Here is a 22,611-nt window from a genome sequence, read left to right as displayed (position 1 = left end):
CTGAGTATTTTTTCTATTTATTACAATGTTACCGTTAGTTCTATCACATTTGTCTTTGTTGTTTCAAAGATTATTGTGATTGTTATTTTCAGAGCAATTAGTTATCAGCCAATTCGGTAATCAAATTATGGCGTAATTCCGCTTGCTGTTCCGGGGATAGCGGTTGATTGTTATTACCCGAAATAATGAAGAAATCTTCTGCGCGTTCACCAATAGTTGAAATTTTAGCATTATGCAGGACAATATTTTCTGAGCTCAAAATAGCACTTATCCGAGCAAGTAGCCCTGGGGTATCTAAGGTGATTATCTCGACAAAGGTACGTTTTTTCTTGGTTGCTAAAAACGTCACTTTGGTTTTTACTGAGAACTGTTTAATTTGTCGTGGGATACGCTGTTTTCTTAATACAGGCGCGTTACCCGTCTTTAACACCGTCTCTAATGCTGCTTGCAATGCATAAACCCGATCCGGGGCGAGGGTATCACCGGTTTGATCCAAGATCACGAAACTATCGAGTACGTAACCATTACGACTTGAGGTGATTTTAGCATCATGAATGTTTAAGTTTTTATTCCCTAATGTCGATACAGCAGAAGCGAACAAATGCTTATTATCTTTGGCATAGATAAACACTTCATTACCACCGCGGGTACTATTTTGACTGATTAGCACGAGTGGTTGAGTCGGATCTTCGTGATTGAGAATGCCAGTCGTATGCCAACAGATCTGGTTTGGATCATTACGTAAAAAATATTCGGAACGAAATGTGGTCCACAATGCTTGGATCTGTTCAGTGCTAAAACGGCTATTTTCCAAGAAGGCCAACGCAGTATCTTTATTATTTCTAATTCTGAATTTTGCATCGAGTGGATTTTCTAAACCTCGGCGTAATGCTTGTTGAGTTAAGAAATACAATTCACGTAGCAGTGAACCTTTCCAGTTATTCCATAGACTGTCATTGGTGGCACAAATATCGGCAACAGTGAGGCAGTAAAGGTAATTAAGGTGTTCTTGATCACCAATGGTTCGGGCAAACTCTGTAATGATCTCTGGATCGTGAATATCACGACGTTGTGCGGTTACCGACATTAATAGATGGTATTTGACCAATCGGGAGACCATTTTTCGGTCGGCCTTATTGATCCCGTGTTTCTTGCAGAATGCGCGTGCGTCTATTGCCCCAATTTCAGAGTGATTGCCTTTTTGGCCTTTCCCTATGTCATGAAAAATAGCCGCAATGATCAATAATTCGGGTTTTTCTAAACGTGGGTATATCTCACAGCACAATGGATGGGTTTCTTTGGTCTTGTCCCATTTGTAAGAGTTAATGATTTTCACTAAACGGTGGGTATGCTCATCCACAGTATAGTTATGAAATAAATCAAACTGCATTTGGCCGAGAATGCGACTCCACTGTGGAATATAGGCGGCAATTACCCCATGTTTGTGCATTAATGTGATAGCTAAACCACAAGCATTGGGATGTTTAAATAATTGCATTAACTGTTCACGACACTCGGGAATATCTTCTAACCAAGTCGTTAGTTTACGTCTGGCGTCACGTAATTCACGTATGCTGCCTGCATAAATTCCGGTAATCTGTTCGTTATCCGCAATATGATAAAACAATTCGATAATGGCACTTGGACGACGCGTAAATAGGTCTGTACTGGTGGTATCAATTAAACTACCACGCAGTCGAAAGTCTGCGGTGATATTACGCACATCCATCCCCACGTGTCCGAGAATCGCTTGATTAAATAACTGCAACAGCATTTCATTTAGCTCGGTGACGCGGCGGATAGTCTGGTAAAACTGTTTCATCATGGTTTCGACAGCTTGATTACCTTCACCACGATAACCTAGCGCTTCGGCAACCGTGGTTTGTCTGTCGAATAATAGGCGGTTATCACAGCGTTTTAAACCTAGGTGCAGCGCAAAGCGTACTCGCCATAAGAAATTTTGGCAATCTTCAAGCTCGTGGTATTCCCCTTTGGTTAAAAAACCGTGATTCGTTAACTCTAAGAAACTGTTTGAACCAAAGTGACGACGGGTAATCCATAGAATAGTCTGTAAATCGCGTAATCCTCCGGGACTGCTCTTCAGATCTGGTTCTAAGTTATAAGATGAGCCTTTGAATTGGTGATGACGAGCGAGTTGTTCTTCATGCTTGGCTTGGAAAAAATCTTGGCTTGGCCAAAAAAATTCAGGGTCAATAATGTCTTGTAACTGTGCGTAAGTGTCTTCAGAACCTGTTATCAAACGAGACTCTAATAAATTGGTCGCAATAGTAATATCACTTAAACCTTGCTCTAAACATCCATCAACGGTGCGAACACTGTGCCCAACTTCTAAGCGTAAATCCCATAACATAGTGATGAAGATTGATATTGCCTGTTCTTGTTCTGTGGTTAATGGCAAGGTTGTTGTAATGAGTAAATCAATGTCTGATTTAGGGTGTAATTCACCACGTCCATACCCACCAACAGCAACCAGAGCGAGCTCGGAGTGTTTTGCCAACCCAAATTTTTGCCAAAGACGATTGAGTAATTGGTCCATGTATTCTGCGCGGCAAGATACTAACGCAATAATATCATCACCATCAAAAAAACGTTGCTCAAGCCAAGCCTGAAACTCTTGCATGTGTGATTTACAATGATTAAGTGTTAACTCTTCATCTAAGAGTAATGCGGGGACATATTGAGTAGGATCCATGCGACGCCTTCCTGGAGTTCGATAGAGAGATGGGAGCTGCAGGGCACTGCTCCCATATTAGCTAATATAAAATTAGCGTTATCTATTTTAGTTTTTTAAGATACGCGGAATAGTTTCTTCAGCACGTAATGTCATAATTTCACAACCGTCTTTGGTTACAACAATCGTATGTTCCCATTGCGCAGAGTTTTTATTGTCTTTGGTTAAGACTGTCCAATGGTCATCGGCAACTTCATTATGTTTTTTACCCGCGTTGATCATAGGTTCAATCGTGAAGCACATGCCTTCTTTAAGCACTAGATTTTGATTACTTTCATTGAAACGTGATTTGTAATGTAATACTTGTGGTTCTTCATGGAATTTTTCTCCAATACCGTGACCACAGTATTCTTCTACGATTGAGTATTTACGTGTTGGATTTGCTTTATTGTGCGTCTTGATTTTTTTCTCAATGATCTCGCCAATGCGGCTTAAACGAGTACCCGGTTTGACTTGACGCAAACCTTCGTATAAAGCTTCTTGTGCAATACGACATAGCTGCTTATCACGTGGTGAAACGTCACCCACGAGAAACATTTTTGATGTATCGCCGTGTAAGCCATCTTTGATGACGGTAATATCAAGGTTAATGATGTCACCATCTTCTAACGGGCGGTCATCTGGCACACCGTGGCAAACAACACTGTTAATTGATGTGCAGATCGATTTTGGAAATGCTGTGTCATCATTTTCATCATAACTTGGGTAGAACAGTGGTGCAGATAATGCGTCGTTTGCTAAAGTGAATTCATGGCAACGATCATTTAACTCCTGAGTAGTCACCCCGGCAACTACAAACGGTTCTATCATTTCTAGTACTTGTGCTGCTAATCGACCCGCAACGCGCATTTTTTCGATTTGATCTTCAGTTTTAATGATTACGCTCATTTTTCACTCTTTAATATGTAGGTTTCTTGTTTTATGGCTATTATTGTAACGCTAATGAGTGTAAGAAGCCTAAATTTTTTTTGGGGATTAAGGTCTCTATTTAAGCGTCTGCTATTTATAGGTATTCAGTGATAAATAAATAATTAATTTAATGCAGATAAATATCCGAGTAAGCCGCTATATTAAAGGTTATTCGGTGTATTTATTTACTGGAACAACCGCAAAAAAGACCGCTACAAAATTTGTGCTATTTATCTAAATATGATATAAAGCGCGCAATGAATTTAGTAAATGTCTATAACTTGTTATTTGCTAAATTTCATACACATAAATTTTATATAAATCACACACACATCGTCACATTTGTCGGGGTGCTTTTATTTTGTTTGTTGATTGCTTGCTTTCGCTCGCTTTTAGTTAGAAATAAAGGTCGAAAAAATGGGATGTGTGGAGGCCTAACCCCATACAAATTTAAGGAATTTAAAATGTCTACAGTATCAATGCGCGATATGCTACAAGCCGGTGTTCATTTCGGTCACCAAACTCGTTACTGGAACCCTAAGATGAAGCAATACATCTTCGGTGCTCGTAGTAAAGTACATATCATCAACCTAGAGCAAACTGTTCCTATGTTCAACGACGCACTTGGTTTTATCAAGAACGTTGCAGACAAAAAAGGTAAAGTTCTTTTTGTTGGTACTAAAAAAGCTGCTGGCGAAACAATCAAAGAAGCTGCACTTTCATGTGACCAGTTCTACGTTGATCATCGCTGGTTAGGCGGTATGTTGACTAACTGGAAAACAGTACGTCAATCAATCAAACGTCTTACTACTCTAGAAGCACAATCACAAGACGGTACATTCGAGCAACTTACTAAGAAAGAAGCTCTAATGAACACACGTGAAATGATCAAACTAGAAAAAAGCCTTGGTGGTATTAAAACTATGGGCGGTTTACCAGACGTTATCTTCATTATCGATGCTGACCATGAGCACATCGCTATTAAAGAAGCTAACAACCTAGGTATCCCAGTAGTAGCTATCGTTGATACTAACTCAAACCCAGACAACATTGATTTTGTTGTACCTGGTAACGATGATGCGATCCGTGCTATCAAACTTTACGCTGGCGCAGTAGCTGCAAGTGTAAACGAAGGCCGTAATCAAGACATCGCTGCACAAGCTGAAAGCGACTTCATCGAAGAAGCTAAATAATAAAGCTTTTCGATTTGATCGATGCTCTTATTAACTAAGTGCACTATTTAGTTAACAGGAGCCGTATGGCTCCTGTTTTTTTTCGTATAAGAAATTGAGGAAATTACCCATGGCAATTACTGCTGCAATGGTTAAAGAACTGCGCGAACGTACAGCTGCAGGCATGATGGATTGTAAAAAAGCTTTAGTTGAAGCTGAAGGCGATATGGAACTTGCAATCGAAAACATGCGTAAATCAGGCGCTGTGAAAGCGGCTAAAAAAGCAGGTCGTATTGCTGCTGAAGGCGTTGTTAAAACTAAAGTTGCTAACGGCGTTGCTGTTCTAGTTGAAATCAACTCAGAAACAGATTTCGTAGCAAAAGATGCAAGCTTCCTAGCATTTGCTAATCAAGTTGTTGAAGTTGCTCACGCTGGTGAATTTAACACTGCCGAAGCACTACTAGCCGCTAAATTTGACGCTGAATTAACAGTTGAAGAAGCGCGTGCTAACCTAATTGCTAAAATTGGCGAGAACATCAATGTTCGTCGTTCAGTTGTAGTTAAAGGTGACAACATGGCTGCATACGTACACGGCGGCACTATCGGTGTTGTTACTGTACTTAAAGGTGGTAATGAAGAATTAGCTAAGAAACTTGCTATGCACGTAGCAGCAGCTAAGCCTGAGTTCGTTAAACCTGAAGATGTTCCTGCATCTGTAGTTGAAAAAGAAAAAGCGATCCAAATCGAAATCGCAGTGAACAGTGGCAAACCACAAGAAATCGCTGAGAAAATGGTTGTTGGTCGTATGAAGAAATTCACTGGTGAAGTTAGCCTTACTGGTCAAGCTTTCATCATGGAACCTTCAAAAACTGTTGGTCAACTTCTTAAAGAAGAAGGCGCAGACGTTGAAACATTTATCCGCATCGAAGTGGGTGAAGGTATCGAGAAAGCGGAAGATGATTTCGCCGCTGAAGTTGCAGCTACAGTAGCAGCAGCTAAAAAAGCATAATTTAATTATTGCTTAAGATTTAATACAGACCGCGGCTCAGGCTGCGGTTTTTCCACAATTAGGATAAAGAGCTCATTATGACTACCAACCCGAAACCTGCATATCGTCGTATTTTATTAAAGCTTAGCGGTGAAGCGCTGATGGGAGACGAGAATTTTGGTATTGACCCTAAAGTTCTGGATCGCATGGCACAAGAAATCAAAGAAATTGTTGAGTTAGGTGTTCAAGTTGGTTTGGTTATTGGTGGCGGAAACCTATTCCGTGGTGCAGGTCTGGCTGAAGCGGGTATGAACCGTGTAGTGGGCGATCACATGGGCATGTTAGCGACTGTGATGAATGGCTTAGCAATGCGTGATGCACTTCACCGTGCTTATGTGAATGCTCGTTTAATGTCTGCAATTGAATTACGTGGCGTATGTGACAGCTATAATTGGGCTGAAGCAATTAGCTTATTAAAAACTGGTCGAGTCGTTATTTTCTCGGCGGGTACAGGTAACCCATTCTGTACAACTGATTCAGCTGCGTGTTTACGTGGTATTGAAATTGAAGCTGACATTGTATTGAAAGCAACAAAAGTTGACGGTGTATACTCTGAAGATCCAGTGAAAAATCCTGATGCTGAATTTTACTCTAATCTTGAATATCGTGAAGTTGTAGAAAAAGAACTTAAGATAATGGATTTATCAGCATTTACTATGGCGCGAGACCATAATTTACCTATGCGTGTATTTAATATGACTAAGCCAGGTGCTTTACGTCGTGTTATTATGGGTGAAGCTGAAGGTACATTGATTTCAAATGCAGCAAAGAAATAAAACTGGATCTCAAATTCAGTAAATAAATACAATAGTTTAAAGTTTGGGGGATTATAACAAGACCTCTAAATTGAATTGATTTACACTAAGTAAGTAAATTCTCATAGATAAGACAGTGTTAAGCACTCTCGACAAATTTAAGGAAGACGTTGTGATCAACGAAATTAAAGATGACGCTCAGACTCGTATGAGCAAAAGTATCGAAGCATTGAAAGGTCAACTATCTAAAGTTCGAACTGGCCGTGCACACCCAAGTATCCTAAACGGTATTACCGTTTCTTACTATGGTGCTAACACACCTCTTAACCAAATTGGTAATGTTGGTACTGAAGATTCACGTACACTTAGCATTACTGTATTTGATGCCACTATGGTACAAGCGGTAGAAAAAGCTATCATGATGTCTGATTTGGGTCTTAACCCACAGTCTGCAGGTACAAATATCCGTATTCCATTACCAGCACTTACTGAAGAGCGTCGTAAGAGCTTAATCAAAGTTGTACGTGGAGATGCTGAACAAGGTCGTGTTGCGATCCGTAACATCCGTCGTGATGCAAATGGTGATATTAAAGCATTACTAAAAGAAAAAGAAATTGGTGAAGATGACGATCGTCGTGCACAAGATGAGATTCAAAAATTGACTGATACATATATTAAGCAAGTTGATTCTGTATTAGCAGATAAAGAAAAAGACTTAATGGAAGTGTAATTTATTTACATGCTTTAAAACGCCGTGTTTTGACGCGGCGTTTTAATTTTTGATGGATAGAAATAGTAATGGTAAACTCCAGCGAACTCGAAGCGTTAGTTAATGACTCGAAACCTAAGCACGTTGCAATCATCATGGATGGCAATGGACGTTGGGCTGAGCAGCGAGGCAAAATACGTATTAAGGGCCACCATGAAGGTGTTAAGTCTGTTCGCCAAGTTGTGAGTAGTGCATTAGCTATTGGGGTTGAATCACTCACGTTATTTGCTTTTAGTAGTGAGAATTGGCGTCGACCTGAAGCTGAAGTTAGCATGTTGATGAAATTATTCATGACAGTGTTAACTCGAGAAGTTAAAAAACTACATAAAAATCAAATTCGTCTAAACATTATCGGCGATATATCTGCCTTTAGTCCTGCCATTCAAACCAAGATCGCTGAAGCTCAAGCGTTAACCATAAATAATACTAAGTTAACCCTTAATATTGCAGCCAATTACGGTGGCCAATCAGATATTGCACATGCAGCCAAGAAAATTGCTGCAGCCGTTAAAAGTGGTGCAATGAGTCTTGAACAAATTGATGATAAAATGCTGGGTCAACACGTCGCAATGGCTGACCAGCCTGCCGTGGATCTGATGATCCGTACTGGCGGTGATCATCGAATTAGTAATTTTATATTATGGCAATTGGCTTACGCAGAGTTATATTTCAGTGATATATTATGGCCTGATTTTGACAGCATCGCCTTTGAAGATGCCATTTTTAGCTTTGTAAACCGAGAACGTCGTTTTGGCGGCACTGGCGAACAAGTCAGAGCTATTTTAACAAAGCAGCAATAAACACATATAAGTAAGTACTTAGCTCTCATTCTGAGTACTTTTCAATAGGAGAACAACTTTGCTTAAGCAACGAATTACGACCGCGTTAATTTTAGCGCCATTAGCGCTTGCCGCTATTTTTTTGTTACCCCTGCAATGGTATGCGCTTGCAATCGCCGGTGTTTTTATCTTAGCAACAAAAGAGTGGGCTGTATTGGTTGATAAGAATAACAGTAAATTACCCAATGCTTTGATTGTCGGCTATTCCCTTATTCTTGGTGCATCATTATTAGTTATTCCACCTGATGTTCGTAATATCTGGCAAGTGACTGATGGTGAAATTGTTTTAGTACCATTAGTCAAAGGTATTTTAACCGTCGGTGCTGTGTGGTGGTTAATTTGTGCCGGATTAGTTTTGACGTATCCAAATAGCGCTAAAGTATGGACTAAAAATACACTTGTTAAAGTTGGATTTGGTATCGTTACGCTAGTGCCTTTTTTCTGGGCTATGTTAGCACTACGCTCTTATGATTATGCGCATGACCAGATGTCGGGTGCGTGGTTAGTGATGCTCGTTATGTTCTTAGTGTGGGGCGCGGATTCGGGTGCTTACTTTACTGGTAAAAAATTCGGTAAGAATAAACTAGCACCAAAAGTTAGCCCTGGTAAAACGCGTGAAGGTTTTCTTGGTGGTGTTGCAGTATCAATGATTATTGCGTTAATTGCTGCCGTTGTGATGACTGTATCACCTTCAGGGGAACTTGATGGCTCTAAGCTTGTCGTAGTTCTGTTCACGTGCTTTGTAACGTCAATTTCATCAACATTAGGTGATCTTAATGAGAGTATGTTTAAACGTGAAGCGGGTGTAAAAGACAGTGGTACATTATTACCTGGTCACGGTGGTATCCTTGATCGGATTGATAGCTTAACTGCTGCATTACCGGTATTTGCTGTTATTTATTTAGTTTGGTTTTAAGGGAGCGTTATTGTGATTGGATTAACGATACTGGGTGCAACCGGCTCGATCGGTAAAAGTACCCTTGCAGTTATTCGTCAAAATCCTGAGCGCTTTCGGGTACAGGCTTTAACGGCTAATAGTAATGTTATTGAGATGCTGGCGCAATGTTTAGAGTTTAAACCTTGCTACGCCGTTATGCTTAATGATGTTGCAGCAGGCCAGTTAGCGCAACAACTTAAATCACTTAATTGCTCTACAGAAGTGCTTTCTGGAATGGATGCATTATGTCAGGTTGCCACACTTGACGATGTAGACATGGTGATGGCTGCAATCGTTGGCGCGGCAGGTCTTATGCCAACCTTAGCCGCTGTTCGCGCGGGAAAGCGGATACTGCTAGCAAATAAAGAAGCGTTAGTGATGTCTGGCGCTTTATTTATGGAAGAAGTAAAAGCCAGTGGTGCTGAAATATTGCCAATTGATAGTGAACATAATGCTATTTTTCAAGCAATGCCAACTGCAGTACAAACTAATTTGGGGTTTTGTGATCTGGTTGCTGAGGGGATCAGTAAGATCTTATTAACCGGTTCAGGTGGTCCATTCCGCTATAGTGATATTGCTGATTTATCAGCAGTCACGCCAGCACAAGCCTGTGCACACCCTAATTGGTCAATGGGACAGAAGATTTCAGTTGATTCTGCTACCATGATGAATAAAGGTCTCGAATATATTGAAGCGAAATGGTTATTTAATGCGGATGAAGCACAAATTCAAGTGGTGATTCATCCGCAGTCAGTGATTCACTCAATGGTGCAATATACTGATGGTTCAGTATTAGCACAAATGGGTGAACCGGATATGTGTACGCCAATAGCTCATGCAATGGCTTATCCACAACGAGTGCCTTCTGGTATAAAACCATTAGACTTTTTTGAAATGGGTGAATTAACGTTTTTAAAGCCTGATTATGCGCGTTATCCCTGTTTGAAATTAGCGATTGATGCTTGCTATCAAGGTCAAGCTGCGACAACGACATTAAATGCTGCGAATGAAATCGCGGTTGACGCCTTCTTAACTGGGCAGATTGGTTTCACTGATATTGCTCGTGTAAACGAGACTGTATTAGATGCGATGACCATCTCTGAACCTAATAATATTGATGGTTTGATTGATATTGATGGCATGGCTCGAGCAGCAGCACTACAAACAATTAATAGAGTAACAAAATGATATCGTCTTTATGGAATTTAGGTGCATTTATTATTGCCCTAGGTATTTTGGTTGCTATACATGAATTTGGCCACTTCTGGGTGGCACGTCGATGCGGCGTTAAAGTATTACGTTTTTCGATTGGTTTTGGTAAAACCCTATGGATGCGTACGGGTAAAGATGGCACTGAATATGTAGTTGCAATGATCCCGCTCGGTGGTTTTGTTAAAATGCTCGACGAGCGTGTTGATGACGTACCTGAAGCATTAAAATCTCAATCATTTAATCGTAAACCTGTACTAGCCAGAATAGCAATTGTTGCCGCTGGGCCTTTAGCAAACTTTGCATTAGCCATTGTTGCATTTTGGTTTATGTTCATGATCGGTGTGCCGAGTGTGAAACCTGTGATTGGTGAGGTTGCTCCTCATTCGGTAATGGCACAAGCGGGTGTTACTGACAACGCTATTATTACGGCGATTGACGGCCAAGAAGTAAAAGATTGGAATGATGTAAGCCTTAAAATAATTGAACACATGGGTGAACCATCGATGGCTGTTCAGTTATATCTTGAGGACACTAACTACACTGTGTCTCATCAAATAGATTTACGTGATTGGACATTTGATCCTGAGCGAGAGTCACCGATAAAAAGCGTTGGTTTGACTCCTTATCAACCTGCTGTGAGTCAAGAATTAGCTCAAGTCGTTAAAGGTAGCGCGGGTGAAAGAGGCGGTCTGCTTGCTGGTGATAAAATTATCGCAGTCGGACAACAGCACATTGATAACTGGTTAATGCTAGTAGAAAAAATTCAAAATAGCCCAGATCAAATGTTAGTTGTAACAATACTTAGAAATGGTAAGCAACAAGAATTAAATGTTATACCAAAAGGTAAAGCTGATGCGGATGGAGTATTAAAAGGCTACCTAGGCGTTGCTCCAGTTGTCGCGAGTTATCCTGAAGATTATCTTGTTGATATTCAATATGGTATTCTAGATTCAGTACAACAGTCTGTTGAGCGTACTTGGCAACTGACTGCGCTAACGTTTAAGATGATTGGCCGTTTAGTGACAGGTGATATTTCACTAAATAATTTAAGTGGACCGATTTCCATTGCCAAAAGTGCTGGAGCCAGTGCTGACTATGGTTTGGTCTACTTCTTGGGTTTCCTCGCCTTGATTAGTGTTAATCTGGGTTTAATGAATTTAATGCCACTTCCTGTACTAGACGGTGGTCATTTGGTATTTTACACATTTGAACTTATCACAGGTCGACCAGTATCTGAAAAGATCCAAGAAGTCGGTTTCAAAGTTGGTTCAGTCATAATTATGCTATTAACGGGACTTGCCTTATTTAATGATTTTGCTCGTTTATAAGTCATTGAATTGCATTTAGGGATTATTTAATCAGAATGATAATTAATAAATATTTAGCTGGCGTACTACTTTCAAGTGCTTGCTTATTTACAAGTGCGACAGCGGTAGCCGCTGCTGGCAGTTTCATTGTTAAAGATATTCAAGTTGAAGGCTTACAGCGCGTAACATTAGGTGCTGCATTATTGAATATTCCATTACGTGAAGGGGATAGCATTAGCCGTAGTGATACGGCTCTCGCGGTGAAAAAATTATATGCATCAGGTAACTTTGATGATATTGAATTGTATCGCGATGGTTCGACGCTTGTGTTTAAAGTCACAGAATTGCCAACGATTAGTAGTATTGAGTTTGTTGGTAATGAAGCTATTCCAGAAGAGCAGTTAAAAGACAGCCTTAGTTCATCAGGCATTCGTGTTGGTGAACCTATCGATCGTACTATTATTCGTTCGGTAGAGCAGGGATTACAAGAATTCTATTATGGTGCTGGTCGCTATAGTGCCAAAATTAATACAATTCTTACCCCATTGCCACGCAACCGTATTGATATTAAATTCAGTTTTGTTGAAGGTAAGTCAGCAGAAATTAAACAGCTTAATATCTTAGGTAATACAGTCTATTCAACCTCAGAATTAAAAAATCTGTTTGAGCTGAGTGATCATACGCCATGGTGGAACTTTATGGCTGATCAGCAATATCAAAAGCAGTTACTTGCAGGTGATTTAGAAAAACTGCGTAGTCACTATGTCGATAACGGTTATATTCGTTTTAAGACAGAATCAACGCAAGTATCAATGACGCCTGATAAACAAGGTATTTATATTACCCTTAAAGTAAATGAAGGTGAGCAATATCAACTTGGTAACATTAGCCTAACAGGTAATTTATTAGATAAAGAAGAAGAATTACGCGGTTTATTAGCGCTTAATTCTGGTGAGTTATACAGTGGTGCGAGTGTCACTGCTACGGAAGAAAGCCTAAGTCGTTATTTAAGTCGTTTCGGTTACGCTTATCCAAAAGTATCTACTTATCCAGAAATCAATGATGAAGATCATACGGTTAACCTGACGATTGCGGTTGAGCCGGGTCCTCGTATCTATGTGCGTCGAATTAATTTTGCGGGTAACGATGTCACCAAAGATGAAGTTTTACGTCGTGAAATGCGTCAAATGGAAGGTACTTGGTTATCTAATCGTTTAATTGACCGCTCTAAAACCCGTCTGAATCAGCTTGGTTTCTTCGAAACTGTAAACACCAATACGGTACGTGTACCGGGTGAAATGGATGTGGTTGATGTTAATGTTCAAGTGAAAGAACAACCTGCCGGTTCATTTAAGGCGGGTATCGGTTATGGTTCTGAGTCGGGTTTAAGTTTAAATGCAGGTATTCAGCAGGATAACTTCTTTGGTACAGGTAATAAGGCAGGGATTAGTGTTAGCACGAATGACTACTCTAAAAATGCCAGCTTAAATTATACCGACCCGTACTTTACGGTTGATGGTGTGAGCTTTGGTGGCAAGATTTATTTCACTGATTTTGAAGCAAAGGAAGCGAATATTGTTGATTATAACAACCGTACCTATGGTATCTCTGGCAGCTTAGGTTTCCCAGTTAATGAAAATAATACCTTAAGCTTTAGCTTAGGTTATGAATGGAATAAAATTTCGAAAACTACGACCTATGCGCAAACTCAGAGATTTTGGGACATCTATGAGAAAGATGCCGATAAAGATGGTGGCTTCGTGGTATTCCAAGGTTTTGATGTGTCAGCGTCTTGGCGTCGTCGCACCCTAAACCGCGGTGTGTTTGCAACATCAGGTTCGGAGCAAAAAGCTAACTTTACGATGACTGTACCGGGTTCGGATGTGCAGTATTTTAAAATGAGTTTTGATAATAAATACTATGTACCGTTATCAACAAATCACCGCTGGTCAGTATTAATGCGCGGTCGTGTTGCTTACGGTAATGGTTATGGTAAGACATCAAAAGGCAATGATCATGTGTTACCATTTGATCAAAACTATTATGCAGGTGGCTTCTACTCCGTACGTGGTTTTAACAGTAATACCATCAGTCCAAAAGGTATACAGACTACTCCTTTACCAGCTAGCGGAGATCAAGGTTTTGTAGCAACGAATTCTTCGATTGGCGGTAATGCATTAGCAACCGCTAGTTTAGAGTTGATTTTCCCTACACCATTCTTAAGTGAAGAATATGCTAACCTCGTGCGTACCACGGTATTCGTTGATGCAGGTTCGGTGTGGGATACGGAATTTAATGCCGACAATTATCCTGAGGATAAATGTTCTGGTAATAAGTGTAGCTACTACGGAGATTTTTCTGACCCTACACGTATACGTGCATCTGCGGGCGTTAGCTTGCAGTGGTTGTCTCCAATGGGCCCGTTAGTATTCTCATTAGCAACACCATTGAAAGAATATGAGGGTGATAGAACGGAAGTGTTTACCTTTAATATTGGTACTACTTTCTAAGCTAATTAATATTAATTAAATGCGCACTTTCTGCATTGGAAGTACGTTTTAAGTTGAAACTTCACTAGGAACTAAAATGAAAAAATTTATTAAAGCAACGGCATTAGCACTGGCTCTTGGTGCATCATTTACTGCAAGTGCAGCGGGTTATGCTGTTGTTGATGCAGGTAAGATCTTACAACAATTACCGCAACGTGAAGCGATTGGTAAACGTTTGAATGAAGAGTTTCAAACACGTGCCATTGAGTTGAATAAATTGCAGACAGAATTGATTGAATTAAATGAAAAGCGTCAACGTGATGCGGCATTAATGACACCAGCAGAGCAAACTAAATTGGTGCGAAAGTTAGAAGAATTAGATGCGCAACTGAAATTAAAAGGCAAGGCATTTAAAGAAGATCAGCAACGTCGTGGGCAAGAAGAAAATAACAAATTATTAGTATTATTACAAAATGCAATTGAGACTGTATCTAAGCGTGATGGCTATGATCTTGTAGTAACCAAACAAGCTGTGCTATTTGTCGAACCTAAATTAGATATTTCCGACAAAATAATTCAAGAATTAAGCAAGTAACTGTATTTTGCAACATATAAGTCAGTAGCTATATTTAACTGCACAACAAATGTAGTACAGTAGCACAAAAATTTTATAGAGTAGAAAGGTTTCACATGGCAATGACGTTACAACAAATAGCTACAGCAATTAAAGCTGAACTACATGGCGATGGCAGCATCGAGATTAATGCAATTAACTCGATGCAAAATGCACAGTCAGGTAGTATCACTTTTTTAAGTGATAGCAAATACAGCGCTCAATTAGCTACTGTTGCGGCGTCTGCTGTGATCCTTAAACAGGATGATCTTGCCGCGTGTAATACCAATGCATTGGTAATGAAAAATCCCTACGTTGGTTTTGCATTAGTCGCACAGTTACTTGACACCACACCAGCGCCAGCAACTGATATTGCCCCGAGTGCGGTAATTGCTGACGATGTGGTACTAGGTGACAATGTTGCTATTGGTGCTAACGCAGTTATTGAAACTGGTGTATCACTCGCGGATAACGTGATAATTGGTGCGGGCTGTTTTATTGGTAAAAATACCCGAATTGGTCAGAGCACTAAGTTGTGGGCAAATGTTACTATTTATCATGATATCGAAATTGGCCGTGATTGCTTGCTCCAAAGTGGTACCGTGATTGGTGCTGATGGTTTTGGTTATGCCAATGATGGCGGCAAGTGGATTAAGATCCCGCAATTGGGTCGTGTTATTATTGGTGATCGAGTTGAGATCGGTGCATGTACAACGATCGATCGTGGCGCGTTAGATAATACTATTATTGCTGATGGCGTGATTTTAGATAATCAATGTCAAGTTGGTCATAATGTTGAAATAGGTGAAAATACGGCTATCTCGGGCGGTACTCTGTTAGCAGGAAGCTTAAAACTAGGTAAACAATGCATGATTGGTGGTGGTAGTGTTATCAATGGTCATATGGAAATAACCGATAACGTTAATATCACAGGTATGTCGATGGTAATGCGTCCGATTGATAAAGCGGGTCTTTATTCATCAGGCATTCCAGCACAATCCAATCGTGAATGGCGTCGTCAAACTGCCCGTGTAATGAAAATTGATGATATGCACAAGCGCTTATCTAAATTAGAAAAATCAAGTTAGAAAAACGGAATAAGCTTTCGTTGTGACAGGAATAAAATTTTGAGTGAACAACTAAATAGAATTGAAATACAAGAAATCATGGAATTACTGCCACACAGGTACCCATTTTTACTTGTTGATCGAGTACTCGATTTCGAAGCGGGTAAATCACTACATGCAGTTAAAAATGTATCGGTAAATGAACCACAATTTACGGGACACTTCCCAAAACAGCCTATTTTCCCTGGTGTACTTATTTTAGAAGCATTAGCGCAAGCATCTGGTCTTCTAGGTTATAAGTCATCTGGTGGCCCTAGCGATAATGAACTGTATTATTTCGCTGGTATTGATAAGGCGCGTTTTCGTAAACCTGTAGTACCGGGTGATGTGTTACATTTGCATATTGAATTAATTAAAGAACGCCGTGGAATTGGCCGCTTTGTTGCGATCGCAAAAGTCGATGGTAGCGTTGTATGTGAAGCTGAAATCATGTGCGCAAGACGAGAGGCTAAATAGTGATCCATGAAACAGCTATTGTGCATGAAAGCGCAAAAATTGGTAAAAATGTAAAAATTGGTCCTTGGACTATCGTTGGTGAAAATGTTGAGATTGGTGATGACAGTGTGATTTCGTCTCATGTTGTGATCAACGGTCCTTGTAAAATTGGTAAAGGCAATCGCTTTTTCCAATACGGTTCGATTGGCGAACAGTGCCAAGATCTTAAATATGCAGGTGAAAACACGCGTCTTGAGATTGGTGATAATAACGTGTTCCGTGAAGGCGTTACCATTCACCGCGGTACAGTACAAGACCAAGGTTTGACCAAAATTGGTAGCAATAGCTTGTTTATGGTGAATGCGCATGTTGCGCATGATGTGATCATCGGTGATAACTGTATTTTTGCTAACAACGCGACATTAGCTGGTCACGTACACATTGGTGATTATGTGATTTTTGGTGGTCATGCAGCGATCCACCAATTTGGTAAAGTGGGTTCTCACGCCTTTGTTGCTGGTGGTTCGGTTATCATTAAAGATATTCCTCCGTATGTAATGGCATCGGGTCATCACGCGAAGCCTTTTGGTATTAATTCTGAAGGTCTAAAGCGCCGCGGTTTTGATGCTGACGCGATTAAAGCGGTTAAGCGTGCTTACCGTGTATTATACCGTCAAGGAAATACCCTTACTGAAGCATTAACTGCATTAGAAGCAAGTGCAAAAGAACAACCGAGCGTTGCTTTGTTTACAGAATTTTTAAAAACCAATGAACGTGGTATTATTCGTTAATCGTATTCTTTATAGATAGCTTACAATGACAACGAAACCATTACGTATTGGTATTATCGCCGGAGAAGTCTCCGGCGATATTTTAGCTGCCGCGCTAATCAAAGAAATTAAATCTCGTCATCCAGATGCCATTTTCGAGGGGATTGCTGGACCTCGCATGCAAGCGCTTGGTTTTAACACCTTATTCGAAATGGAAGAGTTATCTGTATTTGGTCTTGTCGAAGTTCTTGGTCGCCTCCCTCGACTGTTTAAAGTTAAACGAGAAGTGCTTGCTCATTTTAAGCAAAACCCACCTGATATCTTTATTGGTGTTGATGCGCCAGATTTTAATATTCCCATTGAACTAAAGCTAAAAGCAAGCAGTATAAAAACCGTACATTATGTCAGCCCTTCAGTTTGGGCATGGCGCCAAAAACGCGTTTTCAAAATTAAAAAAGCCGTGGATATGGTGCTCGCCTTTCTACCATTTGAAAAAGCGTTTTATGATGAATATGATGTACCTTGTCGTTTTGTTGGGCATACTATGGCGGATTCAATCCCACTAGCGGGAGCTGATAAACAAGCCGCAATCACGCAATTAAAACTCGATCCTAAGCAACGTTATGTGGCTATTCTACCGGGTAGTCGTGCAGGCGAAGTTGGGTTACTATCAGCCAGCTTTTTAGAAACTGCGATGTTATTAAAACAGCGATTTAGTGATCTGCAGTTCGTTGTGCCTATGGTGAATGAAGAACGTAAAGAACAGTTTTTAGCTATTAAGCAAGAAATAGCACCTGAGCTTGAGGTGATCGTACTTGATGGACATGCGCGTGAAGCAATGGCTGTTGCAGATGCGGTGCTATTAGCATCTGGTACTGCAGCGCTCGAAACCATGTTGATGAAGCGTGCGATGGTGGTTGGTTATCGTGTTAAGCCGATTACGTATAAGATCATGTTACGTTTGATGAAAGCACCGTTTGTGTCATTACCAAACTTGTTGGCAAAAAAAGAAATTGTCGCTGAGCGTTTACAAGATGACTGCCAACCCGAAATATTGGCAGAGGAAATGGCTAAACTATTAGAAACAGACAATGCTAAACTGATTGCACACTTTACTGAACTGCATAAACAGATCCGTTGTGATGCGGATAAACAAGCCGCGGATGCAGTACTCGAATTGATTAATGACAACGTGAGTACCATAGCTTCTTCTGATGATAGTGAACAAGCCAATGATAAAACTAGTGCAACCTAAAGACAGGTAAATAATATGTATGATGAAGAAATTTACCCTGAGGGGAAACTTGTTGCTGGTGTTGACGAAGTGGGCCGTGGTCCATTAGTGGGTGATGTTGTTACCGCTGCGGTGATATTAGATCCGAATAACCCAATTATAGGGCTAACCGATTCAAAAAAATTAAGTGATAAAAAACGTCAATTACTCTTTCCTGAGATTAAGGAAAAAGCATTAGCGTGGAGTATTGGTCGTTGTAGCCCTAGTGAGATTGATGAACTGAATATCTTACAAGCAACCATGGTAGCAATGCAGCGAGCGGTTGCAGGGCTTACTCTGCAACCAGAACATGTGTTTATTGATGGTAATCGTTGCCCTGCATTACCTATGACTGCAGAAGCCATTGTAAAAGGCGATTTGCGCGTAGCGGAAATAAGTGCGGCGTCAATCTTAGCAAAAGTAGTACGAGATGCTGAAATGGATGAATTGCATGAACGTTACCCTGAATATGGTTTTGCGCAACATAAGGGTTATCCAACCAAAGCGCACATGGAAAAATTAGCGGAACTTGGACCGACAGAAGAGTACCGTAAAAGTTTTAAACCTGTGCAACGGGCGCTGGGTCTATTAAAATAAGATGAGGTGGCCGAGTGCCATTTCACATTATTGTTTCCCGTTTTATTTATCTACTCTCAATTAGCAGAAAGTTTTAATTATGGCAGAACCTCGTTTTATTCACCTGCATTTACACTCTGAATTCTCGATGGTGGACAGCTTAGTACGTATCAAACGTTTAGCGCCCCGTTTACAAGAACTCAATATGCCCGCGATCGCATTAACCGATCAAACCAATATGTGCGCATTAGTTAAGTTTTATGGTGGAATGCAAAGGGCAGGGGTTAAACCCATTCTTGGCGCTGACTTTTGGGTGCAAAGTGAAGAATACCCAGATGAGCAATTTAAGCTAACAGCCTTAGCCAAAGATAACAAAGGCTATAACAACATTACGGTATTGATCTCCAAAGCTTATAGTCGTGGTCATGTTGATGGTCGTGCCATTATTGATAAAGCTTGGTTAGCTGAGCATGCCGAAGGCGTAATATTATTATCTGGTGCGCGTAATGGTGATATAGGTAAAGCCCTATTAAAAGGTAATGATGCATTAGCACTACAGTGCTTACAATTTTACCAAGCACACTTCCCCGATAGTTATTATCTTGAATTAATTCGTACTGGTCGTCCAGACGAAGAAGCTTATCTGCACATGGCTGTCGATTTTGCCACCCAGTATCAGTTACCTGTTGTTGCCACCAATGATGTGGTGTTCTTACATGAAGATGAATTTGATGCTCATGAAATTCGAGTGTCGATTCATGATGGTTATACGTTAGAAGACAAGCGTCGCCCTAGGCTATACAGTAAAGAACAGTACTTACGCAGTGAAGACGAAATGTGTGAGTTATTTGCTGATATTCCAGAAGCGTTGGCTAACTCAGTTGAAATAGCAAAACGTTGTAATGCGACTGTACGCTTAGGAGAATATTTTTTACCTAACTTCCCAACGGGTGAGTTGTCGACAGAAGATTTCTTAGTCAAAGTATCTGAAGATGGCCTAGTTGAACGCCTTGATTTCTTATTTCCCGATCCTGAAGAGCGTGAACGTCAGCGTCCTGCATATGAAGACCGCCTCGATATTGAATTAAAAGTAATTAACGACATGGGCTTCCCTGGTTATTTCCTGATCGTGATGGAGTTCATCCAATGGAGTAAAGATAACAATATTCCAGTTGGACCTGGTCGAGGATCCGGTGCCGGTTCATTAGTGGCTTATGCATTGAAAATTACCGATCTTGATCCACTTGAATACGAATTACTGTTCGAACGTTTCTTGAATCCTGAACGTGTATCTATGCCCGATTTCGATGTCGATTTCTGTATGGACCGTCGTGACGAGGTGATCGATCACGTTGCCGAATTGTATAACCGCGATGCAGTAAGTCAGATCATCACTTTTGGTACTATGGCGGCAAAAGCGGTTATTCGTGACGTAGGTCGTGTACTTGGCCATCCGTTCGGTTTTGTTGATCGTATTTCTAAGTTAATTCCCGGCGATCCGGGTATGACCTTAGGTAAAGCGTGGGATATTGAACCGCGTTTGGATGAAATGTATCAAGGTGATGAAGAAGTCCGCGCGCTGGTTGATATGGCGCGTATTCTGGAAGGTGTAACACGTAACGCCGGTAAACATGCGGGTGGTGTGGTTATTTCACCTACCGTGATCACTGATTTTGCACCACTGTATTGTGATGATACAGGTAATAACCCGGTTACCCAGTTTGACAAAAACGATGTGGAAGAAGCTGGGCTGGTTAAATTCGATTTCTTGGGTCTACGAACCTTGACCATTATTCAGTGGGCACTGGATATGGCAAATCCACATCTACTGAAGCAAGGTAAAGACGCGATCCGTATTGAGTCGATTGATATTACCGATAAAAAGTGTTTTGACCTATTACAGCGCTCAGAAACGACCGCGGTATTCCAGCTAGAATCACGTGGTATGAAGGACCTGATCCGTCGTTTAAAACCCGATAGCTTTGAAGATATGATTGCACTGGTGGCCTTGTTCCGTCCCGGCCCATTACAATCAGGCATGGTAGATAACTTTATTGACCGTAAGCATGGTCGAGAAGAAGTATCTTACCCAGATGCCCAATATCAACATGAATCGTTGAAAGAAATCCTCGATCCGACCTACGGCATTATCTTGTATCAAGAACAAGTAATGCAGATTGCCCAAGTCTTATCTGGTTATACCCTCGGTGGTGCCGACATGCTACGTCGTGCTATGGGTAAGAAAAAACCAGAAGAGATGGAAAAACAGCGTGGTACTTTCAAAGAAGGCGCGATAAATAACGGTGTCGACGGTGACCTGTCGATGAAGATTTTCGATCTAGTAGAAAAGTTCGCGGGTTACGGTTTCAATAAATCACATTCTGCCGCTTACGCTCTGGTATCGTATCAAACGCTGTGGATGAAGACCCATTACCCTTCTTATTTCATGGCGGCGGTTATGTCTGCTGATATGGATAATACCGAGAAAGTGGTGACCTTGGTTGATGAAGTGGAACGCATGGGGTTAACACTATTACCGCCTGATGTGAACAAAGGTTTATTTAAGTTTAATGTCGACGAAGACCAGACCATTATTTATGGTATAGGTGCAATTAAAGGCGTGGGTGAAGGGCCAATTGATGCAATTATTGCCGCCCGAGAAAGTGGTGGTGAGTTCTCTGATCTATTTGATTTCTGTAATCGAGTTGATTTGAAAAAAATCAATAAGCGTATCATGGAAAAACTCATTTACGCAGGAGCATTAGATAAATTAGGTCCTCATCGCGCGGCCTTGCATGCGACATTACCTGAAGCTATGAAAGCCGCTGCACAACACGCGATAGCAGAAGCGCATGGTCAAAGTGACTTGTTTGGTATTTTAACCACTGAACCGGAAGAAATTGAGGGTAAGTTTGCTGACGTACCTGAATGGCCTGATAAAGTATGGCTGGAAGGGGAGCGAGAAACCTTAGGTCTTTATCTTACTGGGCATCCAATTAACCAGTATATTAAAGAAGTTAAACGTTATTCGAGTAATCGTTTGAAAGATGTAAAACCGACTGAACGTGGTAAAGTTGTGACTGCGGTTGGTTTAGTTATTTCTGCACAAGTTAAAGTGACGAAGAAAGGTACCCGCATGGGGATCTTAGAGATTGATGACAAAAGTGGCCGCTTAAGTGTGATGTTCTTCTCAGAAGCGTTTGAACGTTATGAGGAATATATAGCTAAAGATCGTATTTTAGTGATTACTGGAGAGGTCAGCTTTGACGATTTCAATGGTGGGTATAAGATGACCGCCAGAGAAGTTATGGATATTGAAGCTGCGCGAGAGCGTTATGCGCGTGGCCTCACATTACAGTTAAATGCAGACAAAATGAATGATACGTTTATGGGTAAGTTTATGGATACACTTGAACCTTATCGTGCGGGTACTTGTCCCATAAATATATATTATCAACGCGCCGATGCGAGGGCTAAATTAACTTTAGGTGTCGAATGGCGAGTATCGCCCACTGATGAGCTTTTATATGGATTAGAGCTGATGCTAGGGTCGGGAAATGTTGATCTTGAATTTGATTAGTGCTGACGTTATAAGATTGTCGTCATTAGCCATTAGCAATAATATTAG

At 40.8% G+C, this 22,611-nt stretch carries 18 protein-coding genes; 16 read left to right on the top strand and 2 right to left on the bottom strand.

Annotation, left to right across the window (positions count from 1 at the left end; all coding sequences use genetic code 11):
* Positions 1-97: 97 nt before the first annotated feature.
* Together glnD and map are read right to left on the bottom strand one after the other, a co-directional pair.
* Positions 98-2,713 carry a bifunctional uridylyltransferase/uridylyl-removing protein GlnD gene (gene glnD / locus BT797_RS10930; RefSeq protein WP_075472079.1) on the bottom strand — a complete coding sequence of 872 codons (2,616 nt, stop codon included), beginning with the start codon at positions 2,711-2,713 and terminating at the stop codon, positions 98-100.
* 87 nt (positions 2,714-2,800) lie between these two features.
* Positions 2,801-3,640, bottom strand: a complete 840-nt coding sequence (map, locus tag BT797_RS10925) for a type I methionyl aminopeptidase (RefSeq protein WP_045111825.1) — start codon at positions 3,638-3,640, stop codon at positions 2,801-2,803.
* A gap of 485 nt (positions 3,641-4,125) precedes the next feature.
* Here map and rpsB point away from each other — a divergent pair, with 485 nt between their 5' ends.
* The 16 genes from rpsB (at position 4,126) to dnaE (ending at position 22,563) form a co-directional block, all read left to right on the top strand.
* Complete coding sequence (gene rpsB, locus BT797_RS10920) at positions 4,126-4,854, top strand: 30S ribosomal protein S2 (protein ID WP_045111824.1); 729 nt, start codon at positions 4,126-4,128, stop codon at positions 4,852-4,854.
* Between the two features lie 109 nt (positions 4,855-4,963).
* The gene (tsf, locus tag BT797_RS10915) at positions 4,964-5,842 is read left to right on the top strand and encodes a translation elongation factor Ts (protein ID WP_045111823.1); all 879 of its coding nucleotides are present in this window, start codon (positions 4,964-4,966) and stop codon (positions 5,840-5,842) included.
* A 77-nt stretch (positions 5,843-5,919) separates the two neighbouring features.
* Positions 5,920-6,657 carry a UMP kinase gene (pyrH, locus tag BT797_RS10910; RefSeq protein ID WP_045111822.1) on the top strand — a complete coding sequence of 246 codons (738 nt, stop codon included), beginning with the start codon at positions 5,920-5,922 and terminating at the stop codon, positions 6,655-6,657.
* A gap of 151 nt (positions 6,658-6,808) precedes the next feature.
* Positions 6,809-7,366: a ribosome recycling factor gene (gene frr, locus BT797_RS10905; RefSeq protein WP_045111821.1), complete on the top strand. Its 558-nt coding sequence runs from the start codon at positions 6,809-6,811 to the stop codon at positions 7,364-7,366.
* A 68-nt stretch (positions 7,367-7,434) separates the two neighbouring features.
* Positions 7,435-8,205: a polyprenyl diphosphate synthase gene (gene uppS, locus BT797_RS10900; RefSeq protein WP_045111820.1), complete on the top strand. Its 771-nt coding sequence runs from the start codon at positions 7,435-7,437 to the stop codon at positions 8,203-8,205.
* Between the two features lie 58 nt (positions 8,206-8,263).
* Entirely contained in the window at positions 8,264-9,160 is an 897-nt protein-coding gene (locus tag BT797_RS10895) for a phosphatidate cytidylyltransferase (RefSeq protein WP_045111819.1), read from the top strand.
* Between the two features lie 12 nt (positions 9,161-9,172).
* Complete coding sequence (gene ispC, locus BT797_RS10890) at positions 9,173-10,369, top strand: 1-deoxy-D-xylulose-5-phosphate reductoisomerase (protein ID WP_075472077.1); 1,197 nt, start codon at positions 9,173-9,175, stop codon at positions 10,367-10,369.
* Positions 10,366-11,721, top strand: coding sequence for a sigma E protease regulator RseP (gene rseP, locus BT797_RS10885; RefSeq protein WP_045111817.1), 1,356 nt, complete (start codon positions 10,366-10,368; stop codon positions 11,719-11,721). Before ispC ends, rseP begins: the two co-directional genes overlap by 4 nt.
* 35 nt (positions 11,722-11,756) lie before the next feature.
* Positions 11,757-14,210: an outer membrane protein assembly factor BamA gene (gene bamA / locus BT797_RS10880; RefSeq protein WP_075472076.1), complete on the top strand. Its 2,454-nt coding sequence runs from the start codon at positions 11,757-11,759 to the stop codon at positions 14,208-14,210.
* A gap of 76 nt (positions 14,211-14,286) precedes the next feature.
* A complete protein-coding gene (locus tag BT797_RS10875) occupies positions 14,287-14,784 on the top strand; it encodes an OmpH/Skp family outer membrane protein (RefSeq protein WP_045111815.1) in 498 nt (165 codons plus the stop codon).
* A gap of 95 nt (positions 14,785-14,879) precedes the next feature.
* Complete coding sequence (lpxD, locus tag BT797_RS10870) at positions 14,880-15,890, top strand: UDP-3-O-(3-hydroxymyristoyl)glucosamine N-acyltransferase (RefSeq protein ID WP_045111814.1); 1,011 nt, start codon at positions 14,880-14,882, stop codon at positions 15,888-15,890.
* Positions 15,891-15,929: 39 nt separating this feature from the next.
* The gene (fabZ, locus tag BT797_RS10865; protein ID WP_045111813.1) at positions 15,930-16,385 is read left to right on the top strand and encodes a 3-hydroxyacyl-ACP dehydratase FabZ; all 456 of its coding nucleotides are present in this window, start codon (positions 15,930-15,932) and stop codon (positions 16,383-16,385) included.
* Positions 16,385-17,155, top strand: coding sequence for an acyl-ACP--UDP-N-acetylglucosamine O-acyltransferase (gene lpxA, locus BT797_RS10860; RefSeq protein WP_075472074.1), 771 nt, complete (start codon positions 16,385-16,387; stop codon positions 17,153-17,155). Before fabZ ends, lpxA begins: the two co-directional genes overlap by 1 nt.
* 25 nt (positions 17,156-17,180) lie before the next feature.
* On the top strand, positions 17,181-18,389 hold the full coding sequence (lpxB, locus tag BT797_RS10855) for a lipid-A-disaccharide synthase (RefSeq protein WP_075472072.1): 1,209 nt from the start codon (positions 17,181-17,183) through the stop codon (positions 18,387-18,389).
* A gap of 15 nt (positions 18,390-18,404) precedes the next feature.
* Entirely contained in the window at positions 18,405-19,004 is a 600-nt protein-coding gene (gene rnhB / locus BT797_RS10850) for a ribonuclease HII (protein ID WP_075472070.1), read from the top strand.
* 79 nt (positions 19,005-19,083) lie between these two features.
* Positions 19,084-22,563 carry a DNA polymerase III subunit alpha gene (dnaE, locus tag BT797_RS10845; protein WP_075472068.1) on the top strand — a complete coding sequence of 1,160 codons (3,480 nt, stop codon included), beginning with the start codon at positions 19,084-19,086 and terminating at the stop codon, positions 22,561-22,563.
* Positions 22,564-22,611: the final 48 nt, after the last annotated feature.

Origin of the sequence: Moritella viscosa (assembly GCF_900120065.1) — a bacterium.
GTDB classification, from domain to species: Bacteria; Pseudomonadota; Gammaproteobacteria; order Enterobacterales; family Moritellaceae; genus Moritella; species Moritella viscosa.
Note: the sequence above shows the minus strand (reverse complement) of the source record. Positions and strands in the feature narration are given on the sequence as shown.

Excerpts from the sequence above, each read along its gene's own strand:
- glnD (WP_075472079.1), bottom strand. The coding sequence starts at position 2,713 with ATGGATCCTACTCAATATGTCCCCGCATTACTCTTAGATGAAGAGTTA.
- map (WP_045111825.1), bottom strand. The coding sequence starts at position 3,640 with ATGAGCGTAATCATTAAAACTGAAGATCAAATCGAAAAAATGCGCGTT.
- rpsB (WP_045111824.1), top strand. The coding sequence starts at position 4,126 with ATGTCTACAGTATCAATGCGCGATATGCTACAAGCCGGTGTTCATTTC.
- tsf (WP_045111823.1), top strand. The coding sequence starts at position 4,964 with ATGGCAATTACTGCTGCAATGGTTAAAGAACTGCGCGAACGTACAGCT.
- pyrH (WP_045111822.1), top strand. The coding sequence starts at position 5,920 with ATGACTACCAACCCGAAACCTGCATATCGTCGTATTTTATTAAAGCTT.
- uppS (WP_045111820.1), top strand. The coding sequence starts at position 7,435 with ATGGTAAACTCCAGCGAACTCGAAGCGTTAGTTAATGACTCGAAACCT.
- rseP (WP_045111817.1), top strand. The coding sequence starts at position 10,366 with ATGATATCGTCTTTATGGAATTTAGGTGCATTTATTATTGCCCTAGGT.
- bamA (WP_075472076.1), top strand. The coding sequence starts at position 11,757 with ATGATAATTAATAAATATTTAGCTGGCGTACTACTTTCAAGTGCTTGC.
- BT797_RS10875 (WP_045111815.1), top strand. The coding sequence starts at position 14,287 with ATGAAAAAATTTATTAAAGCAACGGCATTAGCACTGGCTCTTGGTGCA.
- lpxD (WP_045111814.1), top strand. The coding sequence starts at position 14,880 with ATGGCAATGACGTTACAACAAATAGCTACAGCAATTAAAGCTGAACTA.
- lpxB (WP_075472072.1), top strand. The coding sequence starts at position 17,181 with ATGACAACGAAACCATTACGTATTGGTATTATCGCCGGAGAAGTCTCC.
- rnhB (WP_075472070.1), top strand. The coding sequence starts at position 18,405 with ATGTATGATGAAGAAATTTACCCTGAGGGGAAACTTGTTGCTGGTGTT.
- dnaE (WP_075472068.1), top strand. The coding sequence starts at position 19,084 with ATGGCAGAACCTCGTTTTATTCACCTGCATTTACACTCTGAATTCTCG.